A 21,159-nucleotide genomic window follows, 5' to 3' on the forward strand; every position below is an offset into this window, starting at 1 on the left:
GTGTTCATGTCGGAAAAAGTGAAGCTCTATTTTGCGGCAGGATTGGCTGCCCTCGGGGTGTTCGCCTATTTCCTCATTCCCATCCACCTCGGTACGTACTACCCTGGTACTGCGCTCATTCTGGCTTTGTTGATTGCCGCAGGTCTTTTCGTTTCCAGTAGCCATGGCAAAGCGCTTCTGATCTTTTTTCGGGAGGCTTACGTCGAGTTGCTGAAGGTGGTCTGGCCGACGCGTCCCGAGGTCTTACGTAGTACAGCCATCATTATTGGTTTGATTGCTATTATCGCGATCTTCCTGTGGCTGGTGGATTTGGCACTCCTTGGGGTGGTGCGGCTGCTACTCGGAGGAGTCGCGTAAATGTCTATGCGTTGGTATGTGGTTCATGCGTTCTCGGGCTTCGAGAGAAAGGTGCAGGCAGAGATCCGCGAGCGCGCCAATCGGGAAGGGCTTGCCGATAAATTTGGCGAGATCCTCGTTCCTATTGAGGAAGTGGTAGAAATGCGAAATGGCCAAAAAACCAACTCGCAGCGAATGTTCTACCCTGGCTATGTCCTGGTACAGATGGAAATGGACGATGTCAGCTGGCACCTTGTCAAAAGTACGCCGCGGGTCACCGGGTTTGTTGGTGGCTCTGTGGGGCGCCCACATCCGCTGAGCGATGCGGAGACCGACGCCATCATGGACCGCATCAAGGAAGGCGTTGAGAAACCGCGTCCGAAATTCAGCTTTGATGCCGGTGAGCAGGTGCGCGTTGTCGATGGCCCGTTCAAGGATTTCAATGGCGTCGTCGAAGAAGTGAATTTCGAAAAAAGCAAGCTGCGGGTTTCGGTGACTATCTTTGGTCGCTCTACACCGGTGGAATTGGATTTTGGTCAGGTCGAAAAGGCCTGATTGTTTTCAACAGAGGGAGCCTGACGGCGTTTGCACCTCGCAGGAGTTAAGTAAATGGCAAAGAAAATAACCGGATATATTAAGCTGCAGGTGAAGGCCACGCAAGCTAATCCAAGCCCGCCTATTGGCCCGGCCTTGGGGCAGCGCGGATTAAACATCATGGAGTTCTGTAAGGCGTTTAATGCCCAGACACAGGGTGTTGAACCGGGTTTGCCATTGCCGGTGGTTATCACCGTTTTCGCGGATAAAAGTTTCACTTTTGAAGTGAAGACGCCACCGGCAGCCGTATTGCTGATGAAGGCGGCCGGGCTGAAGAAGGGCAGTGGTCGCCCCAATACGGTAAAAGTAGGTCATGTGACCGAAGCTCAGGTCGAAGAAATCGCTAAAACAAAAATGCCTGATCTCAACACGCAGGATATTGAATCAGCAAAGCGTAGCGTGCGTGGTACCGCCCGTAGTATGGGCCTGACGGTGGAGGGCTGAAACATGGCGACGAAATCTAAGCGTATACTTGCTATCAAGGCAATGGTGGATCGGAACAACCGTTACGCGATTGAGGAAGCCCTCGAACTCGTTAAGAAAATGGCCACGACAAAATTCGATGAGTCGGTAGATGTGGCGGTGGGCTTGGGTATTGATCCGCGTAAATCGGATCAGGTGGTACGTGGCGCGGTAGTGCTTCCCAATGGTACCGGGAAGCACATGCGGGTGGCAGTCTTCGCGACAGCCGATAAAGCGACCGAAGCGCGCGAAGCCGGTGCCGACATCGTCGGCATGGAAGATCTTGCGGAGCAGGTGAAGGCCGGTCATATGGACTTTGATGTGGTGATTGCTACACCGGATGCTATGCGTGTGGTGGGCACACTGGGCCCAGTACTGGGCCCCCGTGGTTTGATGCCGAACCCTAAAGTGGGGACGGTGACTGCGGATATACGTACGGCCGTCATCAATGCCAAGGGTGGGCAGGTGCGTTATCGGGCCGACAAGGGTGGTATCGTGCATAGCACTATCGGCAAGTCTTCCTTCGAGGTGAAGGCGTTGCATGAAAATCTGTTGGTGCTGATCGACAGTCTGCGTAAAGCCAAGCCGGCCACCAGTAAAGGTATATATATCCGTAAAGTGAGTATCTCCCCGACCATGGGTCCTGGTGTTGTCGTGGATCTCGGCGGCCTCGGTTAAAGATTTCCGTCTCTGGGGCGGGAAGGTCGGCGTAAGCCGGCGTACGAAGACCGCAGGGGGCGCAAGCCTTAATGATTTTCCCTGCGTAGGCGACGGCGAGCCAAACCTTTTGGCCGCCTCGGTTAGATAGGAGGTGACATTCACGTGAGTCTTAAACTCGCAGAAAAGGAACAAGTCGTCACCGCTTTGCAAGCCAAACTCATTGGGGCGCAAGCCGCAGTGGTGGCAGAGTATCGCGGTTTGACGGTGGCACAAATGACGGTTTTCCGGGCAGAAGCACAAAAGCAGTCGGTGCACGTGCAGGTTGTGAAAAACACGCTGTTGAAGCGTGCCCTCGCGGGAACATCCTTCGCGGTGATGGACCACTTATTAAAGGGTCCTTTGGTGTTTGCGGCGGCGGAAGACCCCGTTGCCCTCGCCAAGCTCTTCACCGACCACGCAAAGCGTTTCGACAAACTGGTTATTACCGGTGGCGTGCTTAGTGGTAAGCAAATCGATGCGGCGGCAATAGCGCAGTTGAGCAAAATGCCCTCGCGCGAAGAGTTGCTGGCCAGGTTGCTCGGCACCATGCTGGCACCGGTTTCCAGCTTTGTTCGCACCCTTAACGAGGTCCCGAGCCGTTTTGTTCGGACCTTGGCGGCAGTCCGCGATCAACGCGCTGCCTAATTCACTATTGAACTGAAGGAGTTGGTAAAATGGCATTGTCCAAAGTAGAAATTTTAGACGCTATTGCTGGTATGACCGTACTGGAGTTGTCTGAACTCATCAAAGAAATGGAAGAAAAGTTTGGCGTATCGGCGGCGGCTGTCGCTGTTGCGGCCCCTGCCGGTGGCGCAGCGGGCGGCGAGGGTGCGGCGGCTGTAGAAGAGCAGACCGAATTTGATGTTATCCTTACCGCTGCTGGTGCCAACAAGGTCAACACCATTAAGGTGGTGCGGGCCATTACTGGTCTTGGTCTGAAGGAAGCAAAAGACCTGGTCGACGGTGCGCCGAAGCCGGTGAAGGAAGCCGTATCCAAGGCTGAAGCCGAAAGCGTCAAAGCGCAACTCGTCGAGGCTGGTGCCGAGGCGGAGATCAAATAACCTGTAGTAAATTAGGGTAAACTTATCGGCTGGCGGCGTAAAGCGCTGCCAGCCCCCCATTGTTTGCGGAAAGCAGCTTTAACCGCTTGCCCCTGAACCATGCAGTCGTCGCGCGGAGCATCCATGGCCTACTCTTTTACTGAAAAGAAACGGATTCGTAAAGACTTTGGCAAAAGCCAGAGCATTCTTGCTGTGCCATATCTGCTGGCTACGCAGATGGATTCCTACCGGGAGTTTCTCCAGGAGTCTGTGCCCCCGGCAGCGCGAAAAGCAACGGGTTTAGAAGCTGTTTTCCGCTCGATTTTTCCGATGGAGAGCTATTCTGGCAACGCCACGCTGGATTATGTTTCCTACCGTCTCGAAAAACCGGTGTTTGATGTGGTTGAGTGCCGTCAGCGTGGACTGACGTACTGTGCCGGGCTGCGTGTGCGCCTGCGCCTGGCCGTGATGGAAAAAGATGACGTCACGGGAGCCAAGCGCGTTAAGGACGTGAAGGAGCAGGATGTCTACATGGGAGAACTGCCGTTGATGACTGAGCACGGTTCTTTCGTGATCAACGGTACCGAGCGTATTATCGTTTCGCAGTTGCATCGTTCGCCTGGCGTTTTCTTCGATCATGATCGTGGTAAGACTCATTCTTCGGGAAAGCTTCTTTTTAACGCGCGCATCATCCCTTACCGGGGCTCGTGGTTAGACTTCGAGTTTGATCCCAAGGATCACGTCTATGCGCGTATTGATCGCCGTCGTAAATTGCCGGCAACAACCTTGCTGCGCGCGCTAAGCTACAGCACGCAAGACATTCTTGAGATGTTTTTTGATACAGAGACTTTCCGCATCATAGACGGTGATCTGCGATATGTCTTAATCCCCCAGCGTTTGCAGGGTGAAATGGCGACCTTTGATATCGCCAATCCACACACCGGTGAAGTATTGGTGCAGACGGGCAAACGGATTACTGCACGTCAAACAAAGGCGCTCGCCGAGGTTCCAGGCCTGCACGAGATCCCCGTGCCTGATACCTTCCTTCTGGGTAAAGTTGTCGCCAAGGATGTCGTGCACCCAGAAACCGGCGAAGTGCTCGTGCAGGCTAATGAGCCAATAAGTGGTGAGCTCTTGGATGTTCTGCGTCAGGCGCCATCGCTCACGCTACACATCCTATATATCAATGAGTTGGATCGCGGGCCTTACATTTCTGAAACGTTGCGCGTCGATACGTCGCGTGACGCCCACGAGGCGCAGATGGAAATCTATCGTCTGATGCGTCCGGGTGAACCACCGACGAAGGACGCGGCCCAGAACCTCTTTCAGGGGCTCTTCTTCAGCCCGGATCGCTATGATCTGTCTGCTGTAGGCCGCATGAAATTCAATCGCAGGGTGAGTCGCGACGAGATTACCGGTCCTGGCGTACTCAATAATGAGGATATTGTCGCGGTGCTCAAAGTGCTGCTTGCCCTGCGTAATGGCGTCGGCGAGATTGATGATATCGACCATCTTGGTAACCGGCGAGTGCGCTCAGTCGGTGAGTTGATGGAGAACCAGTTCCGCCTCGGTCTGGTTCGTGTCGAGAGAGCCGTGAAGGATCGTCTCGCGCTCGCCGAGAGCGAGGGCCTCACCCCTCAGGATCTCATCAACGCCAAGCCCATTGCGGCAGTGGTCAATGAGTTCTTCGGCTCCAGCCAGCTCTCCCAGTTTATGGATCAGACTAATCCGCTTTCGGAGGTCACCCATAAACGCCGGGTTTCCGCACTGGGGCCGGGCGGCTTGACCCGTGAGCGGGCGGGTTTCGAGGTGCGTGACGTACATCCGACACATTATGGCCGTATCTGCCCGATTGAAACGCCAGAAGGCCCGAATATTGGTTTGATCAATAGTTTATCCTGCTATGCACGCACTAACTCCTATGGTTTTCTCGAAACGCCTTATCGGCGCGTTGTCGATTGCCGTGCGACCGATGAGATCGAATATCTGTCGGCTATTGAAGAGGGTAATTATACGATTGCCCAAGCGAACTCCGCGGTGGACGAAAATGGTGTGCTGACCGACGAGCTCGTCTCTTGCCGACACAAGAATGAATTCACCCTGGCGAACCCCGATCAAGTTCAGTTCATGGATGTTTCGCCGAGGCAAATTGTCTCGGTAGCGGCCAGTATGATTCCCTTCCTGGAGCATGATGACGCTAACCGCGCCTTGATGGGTTCTAATATGCAACGCCAGGCGGTGCCGACGGTGCGCTCTGACGCGCCGATGGTGGGCACGGGCATGGAGCGGGTAGTCGCCATTGATTCTGGTGCGGCGGTTGTCGCGCGGCGTGGTGGTGTGGTGGATATCGTCGATGGCGCCCGTATCGTCATTCGCGTCAGTGATGAAGAAACCCTGCCGGAAGAGCCCGGTGTGGATATCTACAACCTCGTGAAGTACGCACGTTCGAACCAAAACACGACACTGAATCAGCGCCCCGTGGTCAAGGTGGGTGATATGGTCAGTTGCGGTGATGTGCTAGCCGATGGGCCGAGTACGGAGATGGGTGAACTGGCTCTTGGCCAAAATATTCTAGTGGCCTTTATGCCCTGGAACGGCTACAACTTTGAGGACTCCATTTTGATCTCGGAACGGGTGGTGGCTGAAGACCGCTACACCACCATTCATATTGAGGAGTTCTCGGTCTTTGCGCGTGACACCAAACTGGGACCAGAGGATATTACCAGGGATATTCCCAACGTCGCGGAGGGCGCCTTGCGCCACCTCGATGAGTCCGGCATCGTGGTTATCGGTGCGGAATTGGCGCCTGGTGACATTCTCGTCGGCAAGGTCACGCCCAAGGGTGAGACCCAGTTGACGCCGGAAGAGAAACTCCTGCGGGCGATCTTCGGTGAAAAGGCCTCCGACGTGAAAGATAACTCCATGCGAATGCCTGCCGGTATGTATGGCACGGTGATCGACGTGCAGGTCTTTACCCGCGACGGTATTGAAAAGGATACCCGCGCCAAGTCCATTGAGGAGCACGAACTCGCCCGGATTCGTAAGGATCTGAACGATCAGTATCGTATCGTTGAGGAAGACAGTTATCAGCGTATTGAGCGGCAGCTTACTGGTAAGGTTGCCGAGGGTGGACCCAACGGTCTTGCGGCCGGAAACAAGGTGACAAAGGCTTATCTGAAGGATTTGCCGCGCAGTAAATGGTTTGAGATCCGTTTGCGTACGGAAGAGAGCAACGAGTCTCTGGAGCAAATCCGTGCCCAGCTCGAGGATCAGCGCCAACGTCTCGACGCCGTACTCGAAGAAAAGCGGCGCAAACTGACGCAAGGGGATGATCTGAGTCCAGGTGTCCTGAAGATGGTTAAAGTGCATGTGGCCATCAAAAGACACCTGCAGCCCGGCGATAAGATGGCCGGACGCCATGGTAACAAAGGTGTGGTCTCGAAGATCGTTCCCGTAGAAGATATGCCTTATCTTGCCGACGGTACGCCGGTAGATATTGTGCTCAATCCGCTGGGCGTGCCGTCACGAATGAACGTGGGACAGATTCTCGAAACCCATCTGGGGTGGGCGGCTAAGGGTCTGGGTAAAAAAATCGGCGGGATGCTGGATAGCGAGGTTGCTATGGCAGAAATGCGCGCCTTTCTCGCGGAGATTTATAATCGTTCTGGCAAAAAAGAGGATCTCGACAGTCTGACTGATCAGGAAATACGCGAGCTCGCCACGAACCTTCGCGGTGGTGTGCCCATGGCGACTCCTGTCTTTGACGGCGCCTCCGAAGAAGAGATCCGCGATATGCTGGAGTTGGCCGATTTGCCGCGCAGCGGTCAGGTCACACTGTATGATGGGCGAACCGGTGATGCCTTTGACCGCCCGGTAACGGTGGGCTATCTCTACATGCTCAAGCTCCATCACCTGGTGGATGACAAGATGCATGCCCGTTCCACCGGACCTTACAGTCTGGTCACCCAGCAACCCTTAGGTGGCAAGGCCCAGTTTGGTGGCCAGCGCTTTGGTGAAATGGAGGTGTGGGCGTTGGAGGCCTATGGTGCGGCTTACACCCTGCAGGAAATGCTCACCGTGAAGTCGGACGACGTAAGCGGGCGCAGCAAAATGTATGAGTCCATCGTCAAGGGTGATTTCCGCATGGATGCCGGAATGCCGGAGTCTTTCAATGTGCTGTTGAAAGAACTGCGCTCTTTGGGTATCGATATTGAATTGGAACAATCCAAATAAATTTCCGCCCGCGGCGGGCAAGGATGAATGCCTTGAAAGACTTGTTAAAGCTCTTCAAACAAAACGATCAGCAAGAAGAATTCGATGCGATTCGGATCGGTATCGCGTCTCCTGATAAGGTACGGTCATGGTCCTTTGGCGAAGTAAAAAAGCCGGAAACGATCAATTACCGGACCTTCAAGCCGGAGCGCGAGGGGCTGTTCTGTGCCAAAATTTTTGGGCCGATCAAAGACTACGAGTGCCTCTGTGGTAAGTACAAGCGTCTTAAGCACCGCGGCGTAGTCTGTGAAAAGTGTGGCGTTGAGGTGACTCAGGCGCGAGTCCGGCGTGAGCGGATGGGACACATTGAACTTGCCAGCCCCGTCGCGCATATCTGGTTTCTCAAATCTCTGCCGAGCCGCATGGGCATGATTCTCGATATGCCCCTGCGCGATATCGAACGGGTCCTTTATTTTGAGGCGTATGTGGTGGTTGATCCGGGTGTAACCGCCCTTGAGCGCGGGAACATCCTCACCGAAGACCAGTACTTGGACGCTTTAGAAGAGCACGGTGACGAATTTACGGCCAAAATGGGTGCCGAAGGTATCCGCGACTTGTTGCGCGGTATTCCCCTGACGCAAGAAATTGAACGGATCCGCAATGAGCTGCGGGAGAGCAACTCCGATACAAAGACGAAAAAGCTCAGCAAGCGCCTCAAGATTCTGGAAGGCTTTGAGCAGTCCGGCAATCGTCCTGAGTGGATGATCCTGGAAGTGCTCCCCGTGTTGCCACCGGATCTGCGCCCGCTGGTACCTCTGGATGGCGGGCGCTTCGCGACCTCCGATCTCAACGATCTCTATCGGCGCGTTATTAACCGCAACAATCGATTGAAGCGTTTGCTGGAACTGAAGGCACCGGACATCATTGTCCGTAACGAAAAGCGTATGTTGCAGGAAGCGGTGGATGCGCTTCTGGATAACGGCCGTCGTGGGCGCGCCATTTCTGGTCCCAACAAGCGTCCGCTCAAATCACTGGCGGACATGATCAAAGGTAAGCAGGGTCGTTTCCGCCAGAATCTGCTCGGCAAGCGGGTGGATTATTCCGGCCGCTCCGTTATCGTCGTCGGACCTGAGCTGCGTTTGCATCAGTGCGGGTTGCCGAAGAAAATGGCCCTGGAACTGTTCAAGCCCTTCATCTTTAACAAGTTGGAGGAACGTGGTCTGGCGACCACCATCAAGGCCGCCAAACGCTTGGTTGAGCAGGAAAAGCCGGAGGTCTGGGATATCCTTGAAGAGGTGATCCGCGAACATCCGGTGATGCTCAACCGTGCACCTACCTTGCACCGTCTTGGTATACAGGCTTTTGAGCCGATACTGATCGAAGGTAAGGCTATTCAATTGCATCCGCTGGTATGTGCTGCGTATAACGCCGATTTCGATGGCGATCAGATGGCAGTGCATGTCCCGCTTTCGCTGGAAGCACAGCTGGAAGCGCGGACATTGATGATGTCCACCAACAATATTTTGAGCCCGGCCAACGGGGAACCGGTGATTGTGCCGTCTCAGGACATTGTACTCGGACTTTACTACGTCAGTCAGGAGCGTGCGGACGCAAAGGGCACTGGTGGTATTTTCGCGGATACGGCGGAAGTACGGCGTGCTTACGAGACTGGTAATCTGGGGTTGCACGCTCGAATCATCGTCCGCTTTCGCGGGGAACGTATGGATACCACGGCAGGACGCGCCTTGCTTGGGGATATTCTTCCCGAAGGCCTCCCCTTTAGTGTGATCAACCGGGTGCTGAAGAAAAAAGTGATCGGTGAGCTAATCAATATCTGTTACCGCCGCTTGGGTGTTAAAGATACCGTCATTTTTGCCGACCAGTTGATGTATACAGGCTTTCGCATGGCCACCCGTGCGGGCATTTCCTTTGGCGCGGGAGACATGGTGACCCCCCCGGAAAAGGAGGGTATTCTGGCGCGCTCCGAGGATGAGGTTAAAGCCATTCAGGACCAATATACCTCGGGTCTGGTGACCGAGGGCGAACGCTATAACAAGGTCGTCGATATCTGGTCGCGCGCTACTGATGAAGTAGCCAAGGCCATGATGGATCGGGTCAGCAAAGATACGGTGTACTTGCCCGATGGCAGCTCGGTCCAGCAGGATTCGTTCAACTCTATATTTATGATGGCCGATTCCGGGGCGCGTGGTTCTGCGGCCCAGATCCGTCAGCTCGCCGGTATGCGCGGCCTGATGGCAAAGCCTGACGGCTCAATTATTGAAACCCCCATCACCGCGAATTTCCGTGAAGGTCTCAACGTTCTGCAGTACTTTATCTCCACCCACGGTGCCCGTAAGGGTCTTGCCGACACTGCGCTAAAAACGGCGAACTCTGGATATTTAACGCGGCGTCTGGTGGATGTGACCCAGGATCTGGTCGTGGTTGAGACTGATTGCGGCTCGGAGGAAGGTCTGCCCATGACTTCTCTCGTGGAAGGCGGTGAGGTCATCGAACCACTGCGCGACCGCGTACTGGGTCGCGTCGTGGCGGAAGATGTGGTTCACCCCAACACCGGTGAGGTCGTTATTGCCCGCAATACCATGCTCATGGAGCAACACCTGGGTCAATTGGACGAGTTGGGTGTGGATGCCCTGAAGGTGCGTTCGCCGCTAACCTGTCGTTCACGGCACGGTGTCTGTGCGCTGTGTTACGGACGTGATCTGGCACGCGGCCATCTGGTCAATGCGGGCGAAGCGGTCGGCGTTATTGCTGCCCAGTCCATTGGTGAGCCAGGCACCCAGCTGACGATGCGCACCTTTCACATTGGTGGTGCGGCCAGTCGTTCTGCGGCACAGAGCAGCATCGATATTAAGCAGGGCGGAGTGTTCCGTTACCAGTCCAACCTTCGGCTGGTCACCCATTCCAGTGGGCGCCATGTGGTCGTCGGACGGAATGGGGAGGTGACGGTCACCGATGAGCAGGGGCGTGAAAAGGAGCGTTACAAAGTACCTTACGGCGCGACCATCCTGGTGGACGACAATGCATCGGTTACCGCAGGCCGGCGGGTGGCAGAATGGGATCCGCATACGCGGCCTATTGTCAGCGAAGTCGGCGGTAAAATTTCTTTGAAAGATGCGGTGGAGGGCGCGAGCGTGGCCATTCAAACCGACGAAATCACGGGGCTGTCGACGCTTGTCGTCATCGATGCTAAACAACGCCCACCGCAGGGCCGCGATTTGCGGCCGGTGATCAGTTTGCTGGATGAGCATGGCCAGGATCTGAAATTGCCAGGCACTGATTTGCCTGCACGTTATTTCCTGCCTGCAAAGGCGATCATCGCGGTGCATGAAGGTATGGAAATTCATCCTGGTGACATTCTGGCACGTCTGCCAGTGGGTACCACCAAGACGCGCGATATTACCGGTGGTTTACCCCGAGTGGCTGAACTCTTTGAGGCACGACGTCCCAAGGACTTCGCTGTCATCGCGGAGCACGAGGGCATCATTGGCTTCGGCAAAGACACCAAGGGTAAGCAGCGACTGATCATCACCGACGAGAATGGAGACCAGCACGAGTATCTTATACCTAAAGGTCGCCACGTGACGGTCTACGAAGGCGAGCGGGTCAGTCCCGGTGAGCAGCTCGTAGAGGGGCAGCCGGTTCCGCATGATATTTTGCGCGTATTAGGTGTGCAGGCTTTGGCCAATTACATCGTCGATGAAGTGCAGGATGTATACCGTCTGCAGGGCGTGCGTATCAATGATAAGCATATCGAGGTAATTCTGCGTCAAATGCTGCGCAGGGTCGAGGTGACATTTAGTGGGGATAGCACCTTTATTCCCGGCGATCAGGTAGACCGGGCGCGGGTTGAAGATGAAAATATCAAGCTGGAAGCTGCCGGCAAAGAACTGGCGCGCTTCACCCCGATGCTGCTGGGCATCACCAAGGCAAGCCTATCCACGGAATCCTTCATCTCGGCGGCGAGTTTCCAGGAAACCACCCGCGTACTCACCGAGGCCGCGGTGTCAGGTAAGGTGGACGACTTACGTGGTCTGAAGGAAAACGTCATTGTCGGACGTCTGATACCCGCAGGGACGGGGCTCGCTTATCATGAGCATCGTCGGCGACTGAATCGCGGGGAGCCTGTCCATTCCGTGGAGAAGGCGGTGCGGAGTGATCTCTCCGTAGCGGTAACCGAAACCCAGTAATTGGTTGTGTGACTAAGACTTGCCTTGACAGTCAAGGCAAGTCTAACTAGAATGCGCCCTCTCATCGATGAGAGGCTGGCGGCCATCATCGTACTCTGGAGATTGTAAATGCCCACATTAAATCAGCTCGTGCGTAAGCCACGTAAGCGACCTGTCGCCAAAAGCAAGGTACCCGCCTTGGAAGCTAACCCGCAGAAGCGGGGGGTGTGTACCCGTGTCTACACGACAACCCCTAAAAAGCCTAACTCAGCGTTGCGTAAGGTCGCCCGTGTGCGTCTCACGAATGGTTTTGAGGTCAGTAGTTACATTCCGGGTGAGGGTCACAACCTGCAAGAGCACTCAGTGGTGCTGATTCGCGGTGGTCGTGTGAAAGATCTTCCTGGTGTGCGCTATCACATTGTGCGGGGCACCTTGGATACTGCGGGCGTTAAAAACCGTAAGCAGTCACGTTCCAAGTATGGCGCCAAGCGTCCCAAGTAAGCATTGATTGAAGGAGTTGTTGCGCCATGCCAAGACGTCGTGAAGTCCCCAAGCGGATCGTCCTGCCGGACCCCAAGTACAAAGAAGAAGTAATTGCCAAGTTTGCCAACGTGATTATGCGTGACGGCAAGAAGAGCACGGCTGAAAAAATCGTTTACGGTGCCCTGGAAATGGTGGCAGAGCGCAGCAAAAGCGATGCCCTCGAAATTTTTCGTAAGGCGATTGATAACGTGCGGCCTGTGGTGGAAGTGAAAAGCCGCCGCGTTGGTGGTGCCACCTATCAGGTGCCCGTAGAAATCCGCTCGGATCGGCGTATGGCCCTGGCCATGCGCTGGCTACGTGACTCGGCGCGCAAGCGTAACGAGAAGTCCATGGGTAATCGCCTCGCGGCGGAAATTCTCGAAGCGGCCGAAAATCGCGGTAATGCGGTTCGCAAGCGCGAGGAAACCCACCGTATGGCTGAAGCCAATAAGGCCTTTGCTCATTTCCGCTGGTAACTGGTTGCACCTTACGCACAAGGACTGAAACGTGGCTCGCACAACCCCCATCGAACGTTATCGCAATATCGGCATCATGGCACACATCGATGCCGGCAAAACGACTACCACTGAGCGCATTTTATTCTACACCGGCGTCTCGCATAAGATTGGCGAAGTGCATGAAGGTACTGCGGTCATGGACTGGATGGCCCAAGAGCAGGAGCGCGGTATCACCATTACTTCCGCGGCGACCACCTGTTTCTGGAAGGGGATGGACGGAAAGCGAGCAGAGCATCGTATCAATATTATTGATACGCCAGGCCATGTCGATTTCACCATTGAAGTGGAGCGCTCACTGCGTGTGCTGGACGGTGCCATGGCGGTGTTTTGCGCGGTAGGTGGTGTGCAACCTCAGTCTGAGACCGTGTGGCGGCAGGCAAACAAATATAAGGTTCCCCGTATTGCGTTCGTGAATAAGATGGATCGCCAGGGCGCGAACTTCAAGCGGGTTGTTGAGCAGATTGCAGCCAAGCTGCGTGGTAATCCGATCCCGATCCAGTTGCCCATTGGTGAAGAGGATCACTTCAGCGGTGTCATCGATCTGATGAAAATGAAGTCCATCAACTGGGATGATGCGTTGCAGGGCACCCGGTTTACGGAAGAAGAGATTCCTGCCGCTTTGCAAGCTGATGCCGAAGCGGCGCGTCACTTCATGGTAGAGGCGATAGCTGATGCCGATGAAGTCGTGATGATAAAATATCTCGAAGGCGAGGAAATCAGCATCAAAGAATTGCAGGCGGCGTTGCGCAGGGCGACGATTGCCGGTGCTGTGGTGCCGGTGTTGTGCGGCAGTGCATTTAAGAACAAAGGCGTGCAGGCAGCGTTGGATGCGGTGCTGGACTACCTGCCGTCACCAGTCGATATTAAGCCAGTGGAAGGCACACATCCTGATAGCGGGGCAGAAATCGTCCGCTCTGCAGATGATAGCGAGCCTTTCTCGGCTTTGGCGTTCAAAATCGCGACGGATCCCTTTGTTGGACAGCTCACTTTCTTCCGGGTTTATTCGGGGGTGCTCACTGCTGGTTCCACGGTGCTCAATCCAGGCCGCGATCAGAAAGAACGTATTGGCCGCGTGCTGCAGATGCATGCCAACGAGCGCCACGAAATCAAGGAGGTGTTCGCGGGAGATATTGCCGCCGCTGTCGGGCTGAAAACCGCCTACACCGGAGATACACTCTGTGACTTAAGTAAGCCGATTGCTTTGGAGCAGATGGAATTCCCCGAGCCAGTGATTCATGTTGCGGTCGAGCCAAAAACCAAGGCGGATCAGGAAAAGATGGGTATTGCCCTAGGTAAGCTTGCTCAGGAAGATCCATCGTTCCGGGTGCGTACCGATCAAGAATCCGGACAGACCATCATTTCTGGTATGGGCGAGTTGCACCTGGAGATCATCGTCGACCGCATGAAGCGCGAGTTCGGCGTTGAAGCGACCGTCGGTGCTCCGCAGGTGGCGTACCGCGAGACGATTCGCAAAATGGTTGAGTCAGAAGGGAAGTTTGTCCGCCAGTCAGGTGGACGCGGTCAATACGGACACGTCTGGTTGCGTCTTGAGCCGCTTGAACCAGGAAGCGGTTTTATCTTTGAGAATGGGGTGGTCGGCGGTACCGTACCCAAAGAGTTTATCAACCCGACCGAAAAGGGTATTGAAGAAGCGCTGGAAAATGGTATCATTGCGGGCTTCCCTGTGGTGGACATTAAAGTCACCCTTTTTGATGGTTCTTATCATGATGTCGACTCTTCCGAGGCGGCATTTAAAATCGCAGGGTCGATGGGTTTCAAAGCGGGCGCGGCGAAGGCCAACCCGGTATTGCTGGAACCCATTTTTGCCGTAGAGGTGGTAACTCCGGAAGAATATATGGGTGACATCATCGGTGACATCAATAGCCGCCGCGGTATGATGCAAGGTATGGAAGACGAGGCGGGTGCAAAGATGATCCGCTGCGAAGTGCCTCTGGCGGAAATGTTTGGGTATGCGACGACCGTGCGTTCACTTTCTCAGGGCCGGGCTACCTATACCATGCAGTTTGAGAAGTACATGGAAGTCCCCGGTCATGTGGCCGAGGCCATTGTCAAGAAAAGTCAGCGCTAGTCGTAACGGGAGAGTTCAAGATGTCCAAAGGGAAATTTGAGCGGACGAAGCCGCATGTGAACGTGGGAACGATTGGTCACGTGGACCATGGTAAGACCACATTGACGGCGGCGCTGACGAAGGTGTTGTCGGCGAAGTTTGGTGGTGAGGTTCGCGCTTATGATCAGATTGACAATGCGCCGGAAGAGCGGGCACGCGGGATCACGATTGCGACCTCGCACGTGGAATACGAAACGGCAAATCGTCACTACGCCCACGTGGACTGCCCAGGTCACGCCGACTATGTGAAGAACATGATCACTGGCGCTGCGCAGATGGATGGTGCCATTTTGGTGTGTTCGGCAGCCGACGGCCCGATGCCCCAGACCCGCGAACACATTCTGCTCGCCCGGCAGGTTGGCGTCCCCTTTATTGTGGTGTTTCTGAACAAGGCTGACATGGTGGACGACGCCGAGTTGCTGGAACTGGTCGAAATGGAAGTGCGCGAACTGCTCGTCAAGTATGAGTTTCCTGGTGATGACATTCCGGTGATTATTGGCTCTGCACTCAAGGCCCTGGAAGGGGACCAGAGTGACATTGGTGAGCCGGCTATTTTCAGGCTGGCCGAGGCTATGGACAGTTACATTCCGATGCCCGAGCGTCCCATTGACAAGCCCTTCCTGATGCCGATTGAAGACGTGTTTTCCATCTCTGGCCGGGGCACGGTGGTGACCGGACGTATTGAGCGTGGGATAGTCAAGATTGGTGATGAAATTGAGATTATTGGTATCCGTGACACGGTCAAGAGCATTGTCACTGGCGTTGAGATGTTCCGCAAGATTCTGGATCAGGGTCAGGCTGGAGACAACGTTGGCGTTCTGCTGCGCGGCACGAAGAAAGATGACGTAGAGCGTGGTCAGGTGTTGGCCAAGCCCGGCAGCATCAAGCCGCACACGCGTTTTGAAGCAGAAGTATATGTATTGTCCAAGGAAGAAGGTGGTCGTCACACGCCATTTTTCAATGGTTATCGTCCGCAGTTTTACTTCCGTACCACCGACGTAACGGGTGCGGTGGAATTACCGGAAGGTGTGGAGATGGTGATGCCGGGAGACAACATTTTGTTCAAGGTAGCGCTGATTGCACCGATTGCGATGGAAGAAGGTTTGCGTTTCGCGGTCCGCGAAGGTGGACGTACCGTTGGCGCTGGCGTGGTCTCAAAGGTGGTCGAGTAATGGAAAGTTCTAAAATTCGTATTCGCCTTAAATCGTATGATTATCGTATGCTCGATATTTCCGCTGCGGAAATCGTAGAAACCGCGCGCCGGACCGGTGCCCGTGTTTGTGGGCCGATTCCTCTTCCTACAAAAATTGAACGCTTTACGGTCCTGCGCTCACCGCATGTGGATAAAAATGCGCGTGATCAATTTGAACAGCGCACGCACAAGCGCTTACTCGATATTCTCGATCCCAACGACAAGACGGTAGATGCCCTGATCAAACTTGATCTGGCGGCTGGCGTCGATGTCGAGATCAAGCTGTAATTATAAAGGACGATACAATGGTAATGGGCCTGATCGGACGGAAAGTGGGTATGACGCGCATCGTTACAGAAGACGGGCGTGTATTGCCGGTAACCGTCATTCATGTGGCGCCGAATACGGTGGCACAGGTTAAAGATATCGCCACTGACGGTTACTGTGCAGTACAGTTAGCAACCGGTGAGCGCCGTCCACAACGGGTAACCTCTGCACTGGCTGGACATTTTCGCAAGAGCGGAATAGCCCCGGGGCGGCTTTTACGGGAGTTTCGTATAGCGGAGGACGCTGCTTATGTCTGCGGTGCGGACATCGGTCTCGACATTTTCGCGGAAGGTCAGCGCGTGGACGTGTCTGGGGTCAGCAAAGGCAAGGGCTTCGCTGGTGCCATCAAACGCCATAATTTCCGGAGTAACCGGGCCAGTCATGGTAATTCGTTGTCACACCGTGCACCTGGTTCTATCGGTTGTCGGCAGACACCTGGACGGGTGTTCAAGGGCAAGAAAATGGCAGGGCACTTGGGTGCCGAGCAGGTCACGACGCTTAATCTTGAATTGGTGCGTATCGATGCGAATCGTCGCCTGCTCATGATTAAGGGCGCTGTTCCCGGTGCCCGTGACGGGGACGTGATAGTTCGTCCTGCCGTGCGTGGTTAGGAGAAAAATAATGCAAGTGCAAAGCTTGGAAGTGACCACCGGGAAGAGCAGCGATATTGAGGTCGCCGATGGTGTGTTCGGAGTGCCTTATAATGAGGCATTATTGCATCAGGTCGTGGTAGCTCAGATGGCCGGTATGCGTTCGGCAAACGCCGTACAGAAGAATCGCGCGGCAGTGCGTGGTGGTGGACGTAAGCCGTGGAAACAGAAAGGTACTGGTCGAGCACGTGCCGGCAGTATTCGCAGCCCGATCTGGCGTGGTGGTGGACGCGCCTTTCCTGGCGGCAATGAAAATTATGCCCAGAAGGTCAACAAGAAAATGTGGGCTGGAGCAATGCGCACTGTGCTGGCGGAATTGCTGCGTCAGGGTCGTTTGCAAATTATACAGCAGGAGGATCTCGGTGAGCCGCGGAGTCGACTCGCTAAAGACTGGTTGAGCCGCGCGGGCGGAGATAATTTTCTGCTGGTCATGGGTGAAGTGCCGTTGAATCTTTTCTTGGGCCTGCGCAATTTTCCGCGGGTGGGTATCGCCGGATGGCAGGATATCGGGCCTGCTGATCTTCTCCAGTATGGCCGTGTTTTACTGGATACCGAAGCGGCAGCCAGATTAGGTGAGGTGTACGGATGAATGCTGAGCGTAAGTATCTTGTCTTGCTGGCGCCCATTATCAGTGAAAAGAGCACGATGGTGCAGCAGCAGTCGAATCAGTTCGTGTTTAAGGTTGCTCGTGATTCTACCAAGCTGGAAATCAAGTCGGCGGTTGAAAAACTCTTTGCGGTTCAGGTTCTTTCTGTCCAGACTTGCAACTATCTAGGTAAGGAAAAGCGCATGGGTCGTCATGTCGGCCATCGCTCTTCTTGGAAGAAAGCCTATGTACGGCTGGCCGAGGGCAGCAGCATAGATTACGGCGTTGCCTGAGGAAAAGGGATAACAGATGGCACTTATTAAAACCAAGCCGACCTCTCCGGGACGGCGTTTTGTAGTAAAAACGGTCGACGCGAGGCTCCATAAAGGAGATCCGTATCCCGCTCTGGTTGAGGCTCAGTCGCACAGTGGTGGCCGCAACAATCTTGGGCGTATTACACGGCGGCACCAGGGTGGTGGGCACAAGTCACACTATCGCTTGGTAGATTTTAAGCGTAATAAGTTAGATATACCGGGTAAGGTCGAACGCTTAGAGTATGACCCCAATCGCTCGGCCCATATTGCGTTGATTTGCTATGTCGATGGCGAGCGTCGCTATATTCTCGCGGCAAAAGGCATGTCCAGTGGTGATCCTGTGCTCTCCGCTGAGCAGACGCCCATTAAGCCCGGTAATTGTATGCCGCTGCGCAATATTCCCGTGGGATCGGTGGTGCATAACATTGAAATGCGGCCCGGCAAGGGTGGGCAGATTGCTCGCTCTGCTGGTGCATCTGCTCAGCTCATGGCGCGTGACGGAGATTATGCCCAAGTGCGATTGCGCTCTGGTGAAGTGCGGCGAATTCATGTATCCTGCCGCGCTACGATAGGTGAGGTTGGGAATGAAGAGCACGGCTCCCGCCAATTGGGTAAGGCGGGTGCGACGCGCTGGCGCGGCGTACGGCCAACGGTTCGTGGTGTTGCGATGAACCCAGTGGATCACCCGCATGGCGGTGGCGAAGGGCGCACCTCCGGTGGCCGTCATCCGGTATCACCTTGGGGTCAGCCAACAAAGGGTTATCGTACCCGTAGAAATAAGCGTACGAGTAGTATGATTGTGCGTCGTCGTTCGCGTTAGTGGTTAAGGGGATTTCACGTGCCACGTTCGATTAAAAAAGGTCCGTTCATTGATGAACATTTGGACCGTAAAGTGCAGAGTGCTCAGGCGAGCAGCAGCCGTCGTCCGATCAAGACGTGGTCGCGCCGCTCGACAATTACACCTGATTTCATTGGATTAACCATTAGCATTCATAATGGCCGTCAACATATTCCAGTAGTCGTCAATGAGAATATGGTTGGCCACAAGCTCGGCGAATTCGCTTTAACGCGAACCTTCAAGGGTCACGTTGCCGACAAGAAAGCTAAGCGCTAAAGGGGAATGTGATGAAATCATCAGCAGTACTAAAAGGACTTCAAATGTCCCCCCAAAAAGCGCGCCTGGTCGCTGATCTGGTGCGCGGACAGCCGGTGGGTAAGGCACTGGAGATCTTGCGCTTCACTACCAAAAAGGCCGCGCTGCCGATTCGCAAATGTCTGGAGTCTGCTATCGCAAATGCCGAGAATAACGAAGGCGCAGACGTAGATGCTTTGGTCGTCGAGCAGATCATGATTGACGGTGGTGCAGTGCTCAAGCGCTTCGCGGCCAGAGCGAAAGGACGTGGCTCGCGGATACTCAAGCGCACCAGCCATATCACCGTTGTCGTCGCAGAGAGTTAACTGAGGAACGTATGGGACAAAAAACCAATCCAATCGGACTGCGTCTGGGAATCATTAAGAATTGGAATTCCCGGTGGTATGGTAAAGGCGACTTCCAACAAAAGCTGTTGGAAGACATCAATGTCCGTCAGTTTATTCGTGAACGACTCGTCGGCGGCGCAGTCTCTGACATTATCATTGAGCGCCCTGCGCGAAGTGCGCGTATTACGGTGCACACCGCCAGGCCCGGCATTGTTATCGGCAAGAAAGGCGAAGATATTGAAAAACTTCGTCACGATGTACAGAGACGCATGGGAGTTCCTGTCCATATCAATGTGGAAGAAATCCGCAAGCCTGAACTGGACGCGCAGTTGGTAGCCGAAAGCGTTGCGCAGCAACTTGTTCGCCGCATTATGTTTCGACGTGCGATGAAGCGGGCAGTTACCAACGCTATGCGCTTTGGCGCGTTAGGCATGCGTATCAACTGTGCCGGTCGTCTTGGCGGTGCAGAAATTGCACGTACCGAATGGTACCGGGAGGGTCGCGTTCCACTGCATACGTTGCGCGCCGATATTGACTATGGTTTCGCAGAAGCCAAAACCACCTACGGCATTATCGGGGTAAAGGTGTGGATCTTCAAAGGCGAAATCCTCGAGTGGAGCACGGCGCAAATGCCCGCTGCCCGCCAGAAGTGACGGGAGTGTCCGATGCTGCAACCTAAACGTACAAAATTTCGTAAACAACACAAGGGTCGCAATCGTGGTATTGCTACTCGCGGAAACAAAGTGAGCTTTGGCGAATTTGGCCTTAAAGCCGTTGGTCGGGGTCGTATCACGGCCAGGCAGCTCGAAGCCGCCCGGCGCGCCATCAGTCGGCATGTAAAACGCGGTGGGCGTATGTGGATTCGCATTTTTCCCGACAAACCGATCAGCAAAAAGCCGGCAGAAGTGCGCATGGGCAAAGGTAAGGGTAACCCGGAATACTGGGTGGCCTTGATTCAGCCCGGTAAAGTGCTTTATGAAATGGAAGGTGTAACGGAAGAAGTGGCCCGTGAGGCATTTGCCCTGGGTGCGGCCAAGCTTCCGATACAGACAATATTTGTCAGTAGACGGGTGATGGGATGAAAGCTCAGGAAGTTCAAAAACTGGATCTGGCAGGTTGCCAAGCACAACTGATGCTCCTTTTGGAGGAGCAGTTCAAATTACGCATGCAACACGCTACAGGTCAATTAGCCAAGACGTCGCGTTTACGCTTTGTGCGTCGTGATATTGCGCGTGTGCGGACCGCTATTACTGTGAAGAAGGAAGCGCACTTATGACCGAGGCGAAGAACCCGCGGAGTTTGGTAGGTACGGTGGTCAGCAACCTTATGGATAAGACTATAGTGGTCAATGTTGAGCGTCGTATCCAACATCCGCTTTATAAAAAATATATTCGGCGATCCAAGAAATTTCACGCCCATGATGCGGAAAATACCTGCCAGATCGGCGACACCGTGAAAATTGAAGAGTGTCGCCCGTTGTCGAAAACGAAGAGCTGGCGTTTGGTGAATGTGCTTGCTCAAGGCATTGTGGAAGGAGATACCGCATGATACAGATGCAGACCAGGCTGAGTGTTGCTGACAATAGCGGCGCCCGGGAAGTAATGTGTATTAAGGTGCTTGGTGGCTCGCATCGGCGTTATGCAGGTATCGGCGATGTCATCAAGGTGAGCATCAAAGACGCCGTCCCGCGTGGCAAGGTAAAAAAGGGCGACGTTTATAATGCGCTCGTTGTGCGTACCCGTAAGGGTGTACGCCGCGAAGATGGATCTTTGATTCGTTTTGACAGTAATGCGGCTGTGCTCTTAAATAACCAGTTGCAACCAATTGGTACACGTATTTTTGGCCCGGTGACGCGCGAGTTACGCGGTGCTAATTTTATGAAGATAATTTCATTGGCGCCGGAAGTGCTGTAG

At 54.5% G+C, this 21,159-nt stretch carries 24 protein-coding genes; all 24 read left to right on the plus strand.

Annotated features, from left to right (window positions below):
* Positions 1-6 precede the first annotated feature (6 nt).
* Positions 7-357, plus strand: coding sequence for a preprotein translocase subunit SecE (gene secE, locus H2515_RS02515; RefSeq protein ID WP_035193446.1), 351 nt, complete (start codon positions 7-9; stop codon positions 355-357).
* Positions 358-891, plus strand: coding sequence for a transcription termination/antitermination protein NusG (gene nusG, locus H2515_RS02520; protein WP_014030043.1), 534 nt, complete (start codon positions 358-360; stop codon positions 889-891). It abuts the gene before it with no gap.
* A gap of 54 nt (positions 892-945) precedes the next feature.
* A complete protein-coding gene (rplK, locus tag H2515_RS02525; protein ID WP_035193444.1) occupies positions 946-1,374 on the plus strand; it encodes a 50S ribosomal protein L11 in 429 nt (142 codons plus the stop codon).
* Between the two features lie 3 nt (positions 1,375-1,377).
* Positions 1,378-2,070, plus strand: coding sequence for a 50S ribosomal protein L1 (gene rplA / locus H2515_RS02530; protein ID WP_035193442.1), 693 nt, complete (start codon positions 1,378-1,380; stop codon positions 2,068-2,070).
* A gap of 144 nt (positions 2,071-2,214) precedes the next feature.
* Positions 2,215-2,736: a 50S ribosomal protein L10 gene (gene rplJ / locus H2515_RS02535; protein ID WP_035193440.1), complete on the plus strand. Its 522-nt coding sequence runs from the start codon at positions 2,215-2,217 to the stop codon at positions 2,734-2,736.
* Between the two features lie 29 nt (positions 2,737-2,765).
* Positions 2,766-3,152 (plus strand): 50S ribosomal protein L7/L12, encoded by a 387-nt coding sequence (gene rplL, locus H2515_RS02540; RefSeq protein WP_014030039.1) that lies wholly within the window; start codon positions 2,766-2,768, stop codon positions 3,150-3,152.
* Between the two features lie 123 nt (positions 3,153-3,275).
* Complete coding sequence (gene rpoB / locus H2515_RS02545; protein WP_035193438.1) at positions 3,276-7,364, plus strand: DNA-directed RNA polymerase subunit beta; 4,089 nt, start codon at positions 3,276-3,278, stop codon at positions 7,362-7,364.
* 23 nt (positions 7,365-7,387) lie between these two features.
* Positions 7,388-11,551, plus strand: a complete 4,164-nt coding sequence (gene rpoC, locus H2515_RS02550; protein ID WP_231551174.1) for a DNA-directed RNA polymerase subunit beta' — start codon at positions 7,388-7,390, stop codon at positions 11,549-11,551.
* Positions 11,552-11,659: 108 nt separating this feature from the next.
* Positions 11,660-12,031 carry a 30S ribosomal protein S12 gene (gene rpsL, locus H2515_RS02555; protein ID WP_065412664.1) on the plus strand — a complete coding sequence of 124 codons (372 nt, stop codon included), beginning with the start codon at positions 11,660-11,662 and terminating at the stop codon, positions 12,029-12,031.
* Positions 12,032-12,057: 26 nt separating this feature from the next.
* Entirely contained in the window at positions 12,058-12,528 is a 471-nt protein-coding gene (gene rpsG, locus H2515_RS02560; RefSeq protein ID WP_014030036.1) for a 30S ribosomal protein S7, read from the plus strand.
* A gap of 31 nt (positions 12,529-12,559) precedes the next feature.
* Positions 12,560-14,659, plus strand: a complete 2,100-nt coding sequence (gene fusA, locus H2515_RS02565) for an elongation factor G (RefSeq protein WP_198660864.1) — start codon at positions 12,560-12,562, stop codon at positions 14,657-14,659.
* 20 nt (positions 14,660-14,679) lie between these two features.
* Complete coding sequence (tuf, locus tag H2515_RS02570) at positions 14,680-15,870, plus strand: elongation factor Tu (protein ID WP_014030034.1); 1,191 nt, start codon at positions 14,680-14,682, stop codon at positions 15,868-15,870.
* The gene (gene rpsJ, locus H2515_RS02575; protein WP_014030033.1) at positions 15,870-16,178 is read left to right on the plus strand and encodes a 30S ribosomal protein S10; all 309 of its coding nucleotides are present in this window, start codon (positions 15,870-15,872) and stop codon (positions 16,176-16,178) included. The genes tuf and rpsJ overlap by 1 nt, the downstream gene beginning before the upstream one ends.
* 17 nt (positions 16,179-16,195) lie before the next feature.
* Positions 16,196-16,828 carry a 50S ribosomal protein L3 gene (gene rplC / locus H2515_RS02580; protein ID WP_065412828.1) on the plus strand — a complete coding sequence of 211 codons (633 nt, stop codon included), beginning with the start codon at positions 16,196-16,198 and terminating at the stop codon, positions 16,826-16,828.
* Positions 16,829-16,838: 10 nt separating this feature from the next.
* On the plus strand, positions 16,839-17,456 hold the full coding sequence (gene rplD, locus H2515_RS02585; protein WP_065412827.1) for a 50S ribosomal protein L4: 618 nt from the start codon (positions 16,839-16,841) through the stop codon (positions 17,454-17,456).
* A complete protein-coding gene (gene rplW, locus H2515_RS02590) occupies positions 17,453-17,746 on the plus strand; it encodes a 50S ribosomal protein L23 (RefSeq protein WP_035193429.1) in 294 nt (97 codons plus the stop codon). The genes rplD and rplW overlap by 4 nt, the downstream gene beginning before the upstream one ends.
* A 16-nt stretch (positions 17,747-17,762) precedes the next feature.
* Positions 17,763-18,587: a 50S ribosomal protein L2 gene (gene rplB, locus H2515_RS02595; protein WP_035193428.1), complete on the plus strand. Its 825-nt coding sequence runs from the start codon at positions 17,763-17,765 to the stop codon at positions 18,585-18,587.
* An 18-nt stretch (positions 18,588-18,605) separates the two neighbouring features.
* Positions 18,606-18,881, plus strand: coding sequence for a 30S ribosomal protein S19 (gene rpsS / locus H2515_RS02600; protein WP_014030028.1), 276 nt, complete (start codon positions 18,606-18,608; stop codon positions 18,879-18,881).
* 11 nt (positions 18,882-18,892) lie between these two features.
* Complete coding sequence (gene rplV, locus H2515_RS02605; protein WP_014030027.1) at positions 18,893-19,225, plus strand: 50S ribosomal protein L22; 333 nt, start codon at positions 18,893-18,895, stop codon at positions 19,223-19,225.
* An 11-nt stretch (positions 19,226-19,236) separates the two neighbouring features.
* The gene (gene rpsC, locus H2515_RS02610) at positions 19,237-19,899 is read left to right on the plus strand and encodes a 30S ribosomal protein S3 (RefSeq protein WP_035193426.1); all 663 of its coding nucleotides are present in this window, start codon (positions 19,237-19,239) and stop codon (positions 19,897-19,899) included.
* A gap of 12 nt (positions 19,900-19,911) precedes the next feature.
* Positions 19,912-20,328: a 50S ribosomal protein L16 gene (gene rplP / locus H2515_RS02615; protein ID WP_014030025.1), complete on the plus strand. Its 417-nt coding sequence runs from the start codon at positions 19,912-19,914 to the stop codon at positions 20,326-20,328.
* Positions 20,325-20,522, plus strand: coding sequence for a 50S ribosomal protein L29 (gene rpmC / locus H2515_RS02620; protein WP_014030024.1), 198 nt, complete (start codon positions 20,325-20,327; stop codon positions 20,520-20,522). Before rplP ends, rpmC begins: the two co-directional genes overlap by 4 nt.
* Positions 20,519-20,794: a 30S ribosomal protein S17 gene (gene rpsQ / locus H2515_RS02625; RefSeq protein WP_014030023.1), complete on the plus strand. Its 276-nt coding sequence runs from the start codon at positions 20,519-20,521 to the stop codon at positions 20,792-20,794. The genes rpmC and rpsQ overlap by 4 nt, the downstream gene beginning before the upstream one ends.
* The gene (gene rplN, locus H2515_RS02630; protein ID WP_014030022.1) at positions 20,791-21,159 is read left to right on the plus strand and encodes a 50S ribosomal protein L14; all 369 of its coding nucleotides are present in this window, start codon (positions 20,791-20,793) and stop codon (positions 21,157-21,159) included. The genes rpsQ and rplN overlap by 4 nt, the downstream gene beginning before the upstream one ends.

Origin of the sequence: Acidithiobacillus ferrivorans (genome assembly GCF_016250455.1) — a bacterium.
Taxonomy (GTDB): Bacteria; Pseudomonadota; Gammaproteobacteria; order Acidithiobacillales; family Acidithiobacillaceae; genus Acidithiobacillus; species Acidithiobacillus ferrivorans.

What these genes read in the sequence shown, in the direction of transcription:
- rpsC (WP_035193426.1), top strand. Translation starts at nt 19,237, where the DNA reads ATGGGACAAAAAACCAATCCAATCGGACTGCGTCTGGGAATCATTAAG.
- rplD (WP_065412827.1), top strand. Translation starts at nt 16,839, where the DNA reads ATGCAAGTGCAAAGCTTGGAAGTGACCACCGGGAAGAGCAGCGATATT.
- rplN (WP_014030022.1), top strand. Translation starts at nt 20,791, where the DNA reads ATGATACAGATGCAGACCAGGCTGAGTGTTGCTGACAATAGCGGCGCC.
- rplC (WP_065412828.1), top strand. Translation starts at nt 16,196, where the DNA reads ATGGTAATGGGCCTGATCGGACGGAAAGTGGGTATGACGCGCATCGTT.
- rplK (WP_035193444.1), top strand. Translation starts at nt 946, where the DNA reads ATGGCAAAGAAAATAACCGGATATATTAAGCTGCAGGTGAAGGCCACG.
- nusG (WP_014030043.1), top strand. Translation starts at nt 358, where the DNA reads ATGTCTATGCGTTGGTATGTGGTTCATGCGTTCTCGGGCTTCGAGAGA.
- rplA (WP_035193442.1), top strand. Translation starts at nt 1,378, where the DNA reads ATGGCGACGAAATCTAAGCGTATACTTGCTATCAAGGCAATGGTGGAT.
- rplW (WP_035193429.1), top strand. Translation starts at nt 17,453, where the DNA reads ATGAATGCTGAGCGTAAGTATCTTGTCTTGCTGGCGCCCATTATCAGT.
- rpsJ (WP_014030033.1), top strand. Translation starts at nt 15,870, where the DNA reads ATGGAAAGTTCTAAAATTCGTATTCGCCTTAAATCGTATGATTATCGT.
- rpsL (WP_065412664.1), top strand. Translation starts at nt 11,660, where the DNA reads ATGCCCACATTAAATCAGCTCGTGCGTAAGCCACGTAAGCGACCTGTC.
- rpoC (WP_231551174.1), top strand. Translation starts at nt 7,388, where the DNA reads ATGAATGCCTTGAAAGACTTGTTAAAGCTCTTCAAACAAAACGATCAG.
- rpoB (WP_035193438.1), top strand. Translation starts at nt 3,276, where the DNA reads ATGGCCTACTCTTTTACTGAAAAGAAACGGATTCGTAAAGACTTTGGC.
- rplV (WP_014030027.1), top strand. Translation starts at nt 18,893, where the DNA reads ATGAAATCATCAGCAGTACTAAAAGGACTTCAAATGTCCCCCCAAAAA.
- rplL (WP_014030039.1), top strand. Translation starts at nt 2,766, where the DNA reads ATGGCATTGTCCAAAGTAGAAATTTTAGACGCTATTGCTGGTATGACC.
- rpsQ (WP_014030023.1), top strand. Translation starts at nt 20,519, where the DNA reads ATGACCGAGGCGAAGAACCCGCGGAGTTTGGTAGGTACGGTGGTCAGC.
- tuf (WP_014030034.1), top strand. Translation starts at nt 14,680, where the DNA reads ATGTCCAAAGGGAAATTTGAGCGGACGAAGCCGCATGTGAACGTGGGA.
- rplB (WP_035193428.1), top strand. Translation starts at nt 17,763, where the DNA reads ATGGCACTTATTAAAACCAAGCCGACCTCTCCGGGACGGCGTTTTGTA.
- rplP (WP_014030025.1), top strand. Translation starts at nt 19,912, where the DNA reads ATGCTGCAACCTAAACGTACAAAATTTCGTAAACAACACAAGGGTCGC.
- secE (WP_035193446.1), top strand. Translation starts at nt 7, where the DNA reads ATGTCGGAAAAAGTGAAGCTCTATTTTGCGGCAGGATTGGCTGCCCTC.
- rpmC (WP_014030024.1), top strand. Translation starts at nt 20,325, where the DNA reads ATGAAAGCTCAGGAAGTTCAAAAACTGGATCTGGCAGGTTGCCAAGCA.
- rpsG (WP_014030036.1), top strand. Translation starts at nt 12,058, where the DNA reads ATGCCAAGACGTCGTGAAGTCCCCAAGCGGATCGTCCTGCCGGACCCC.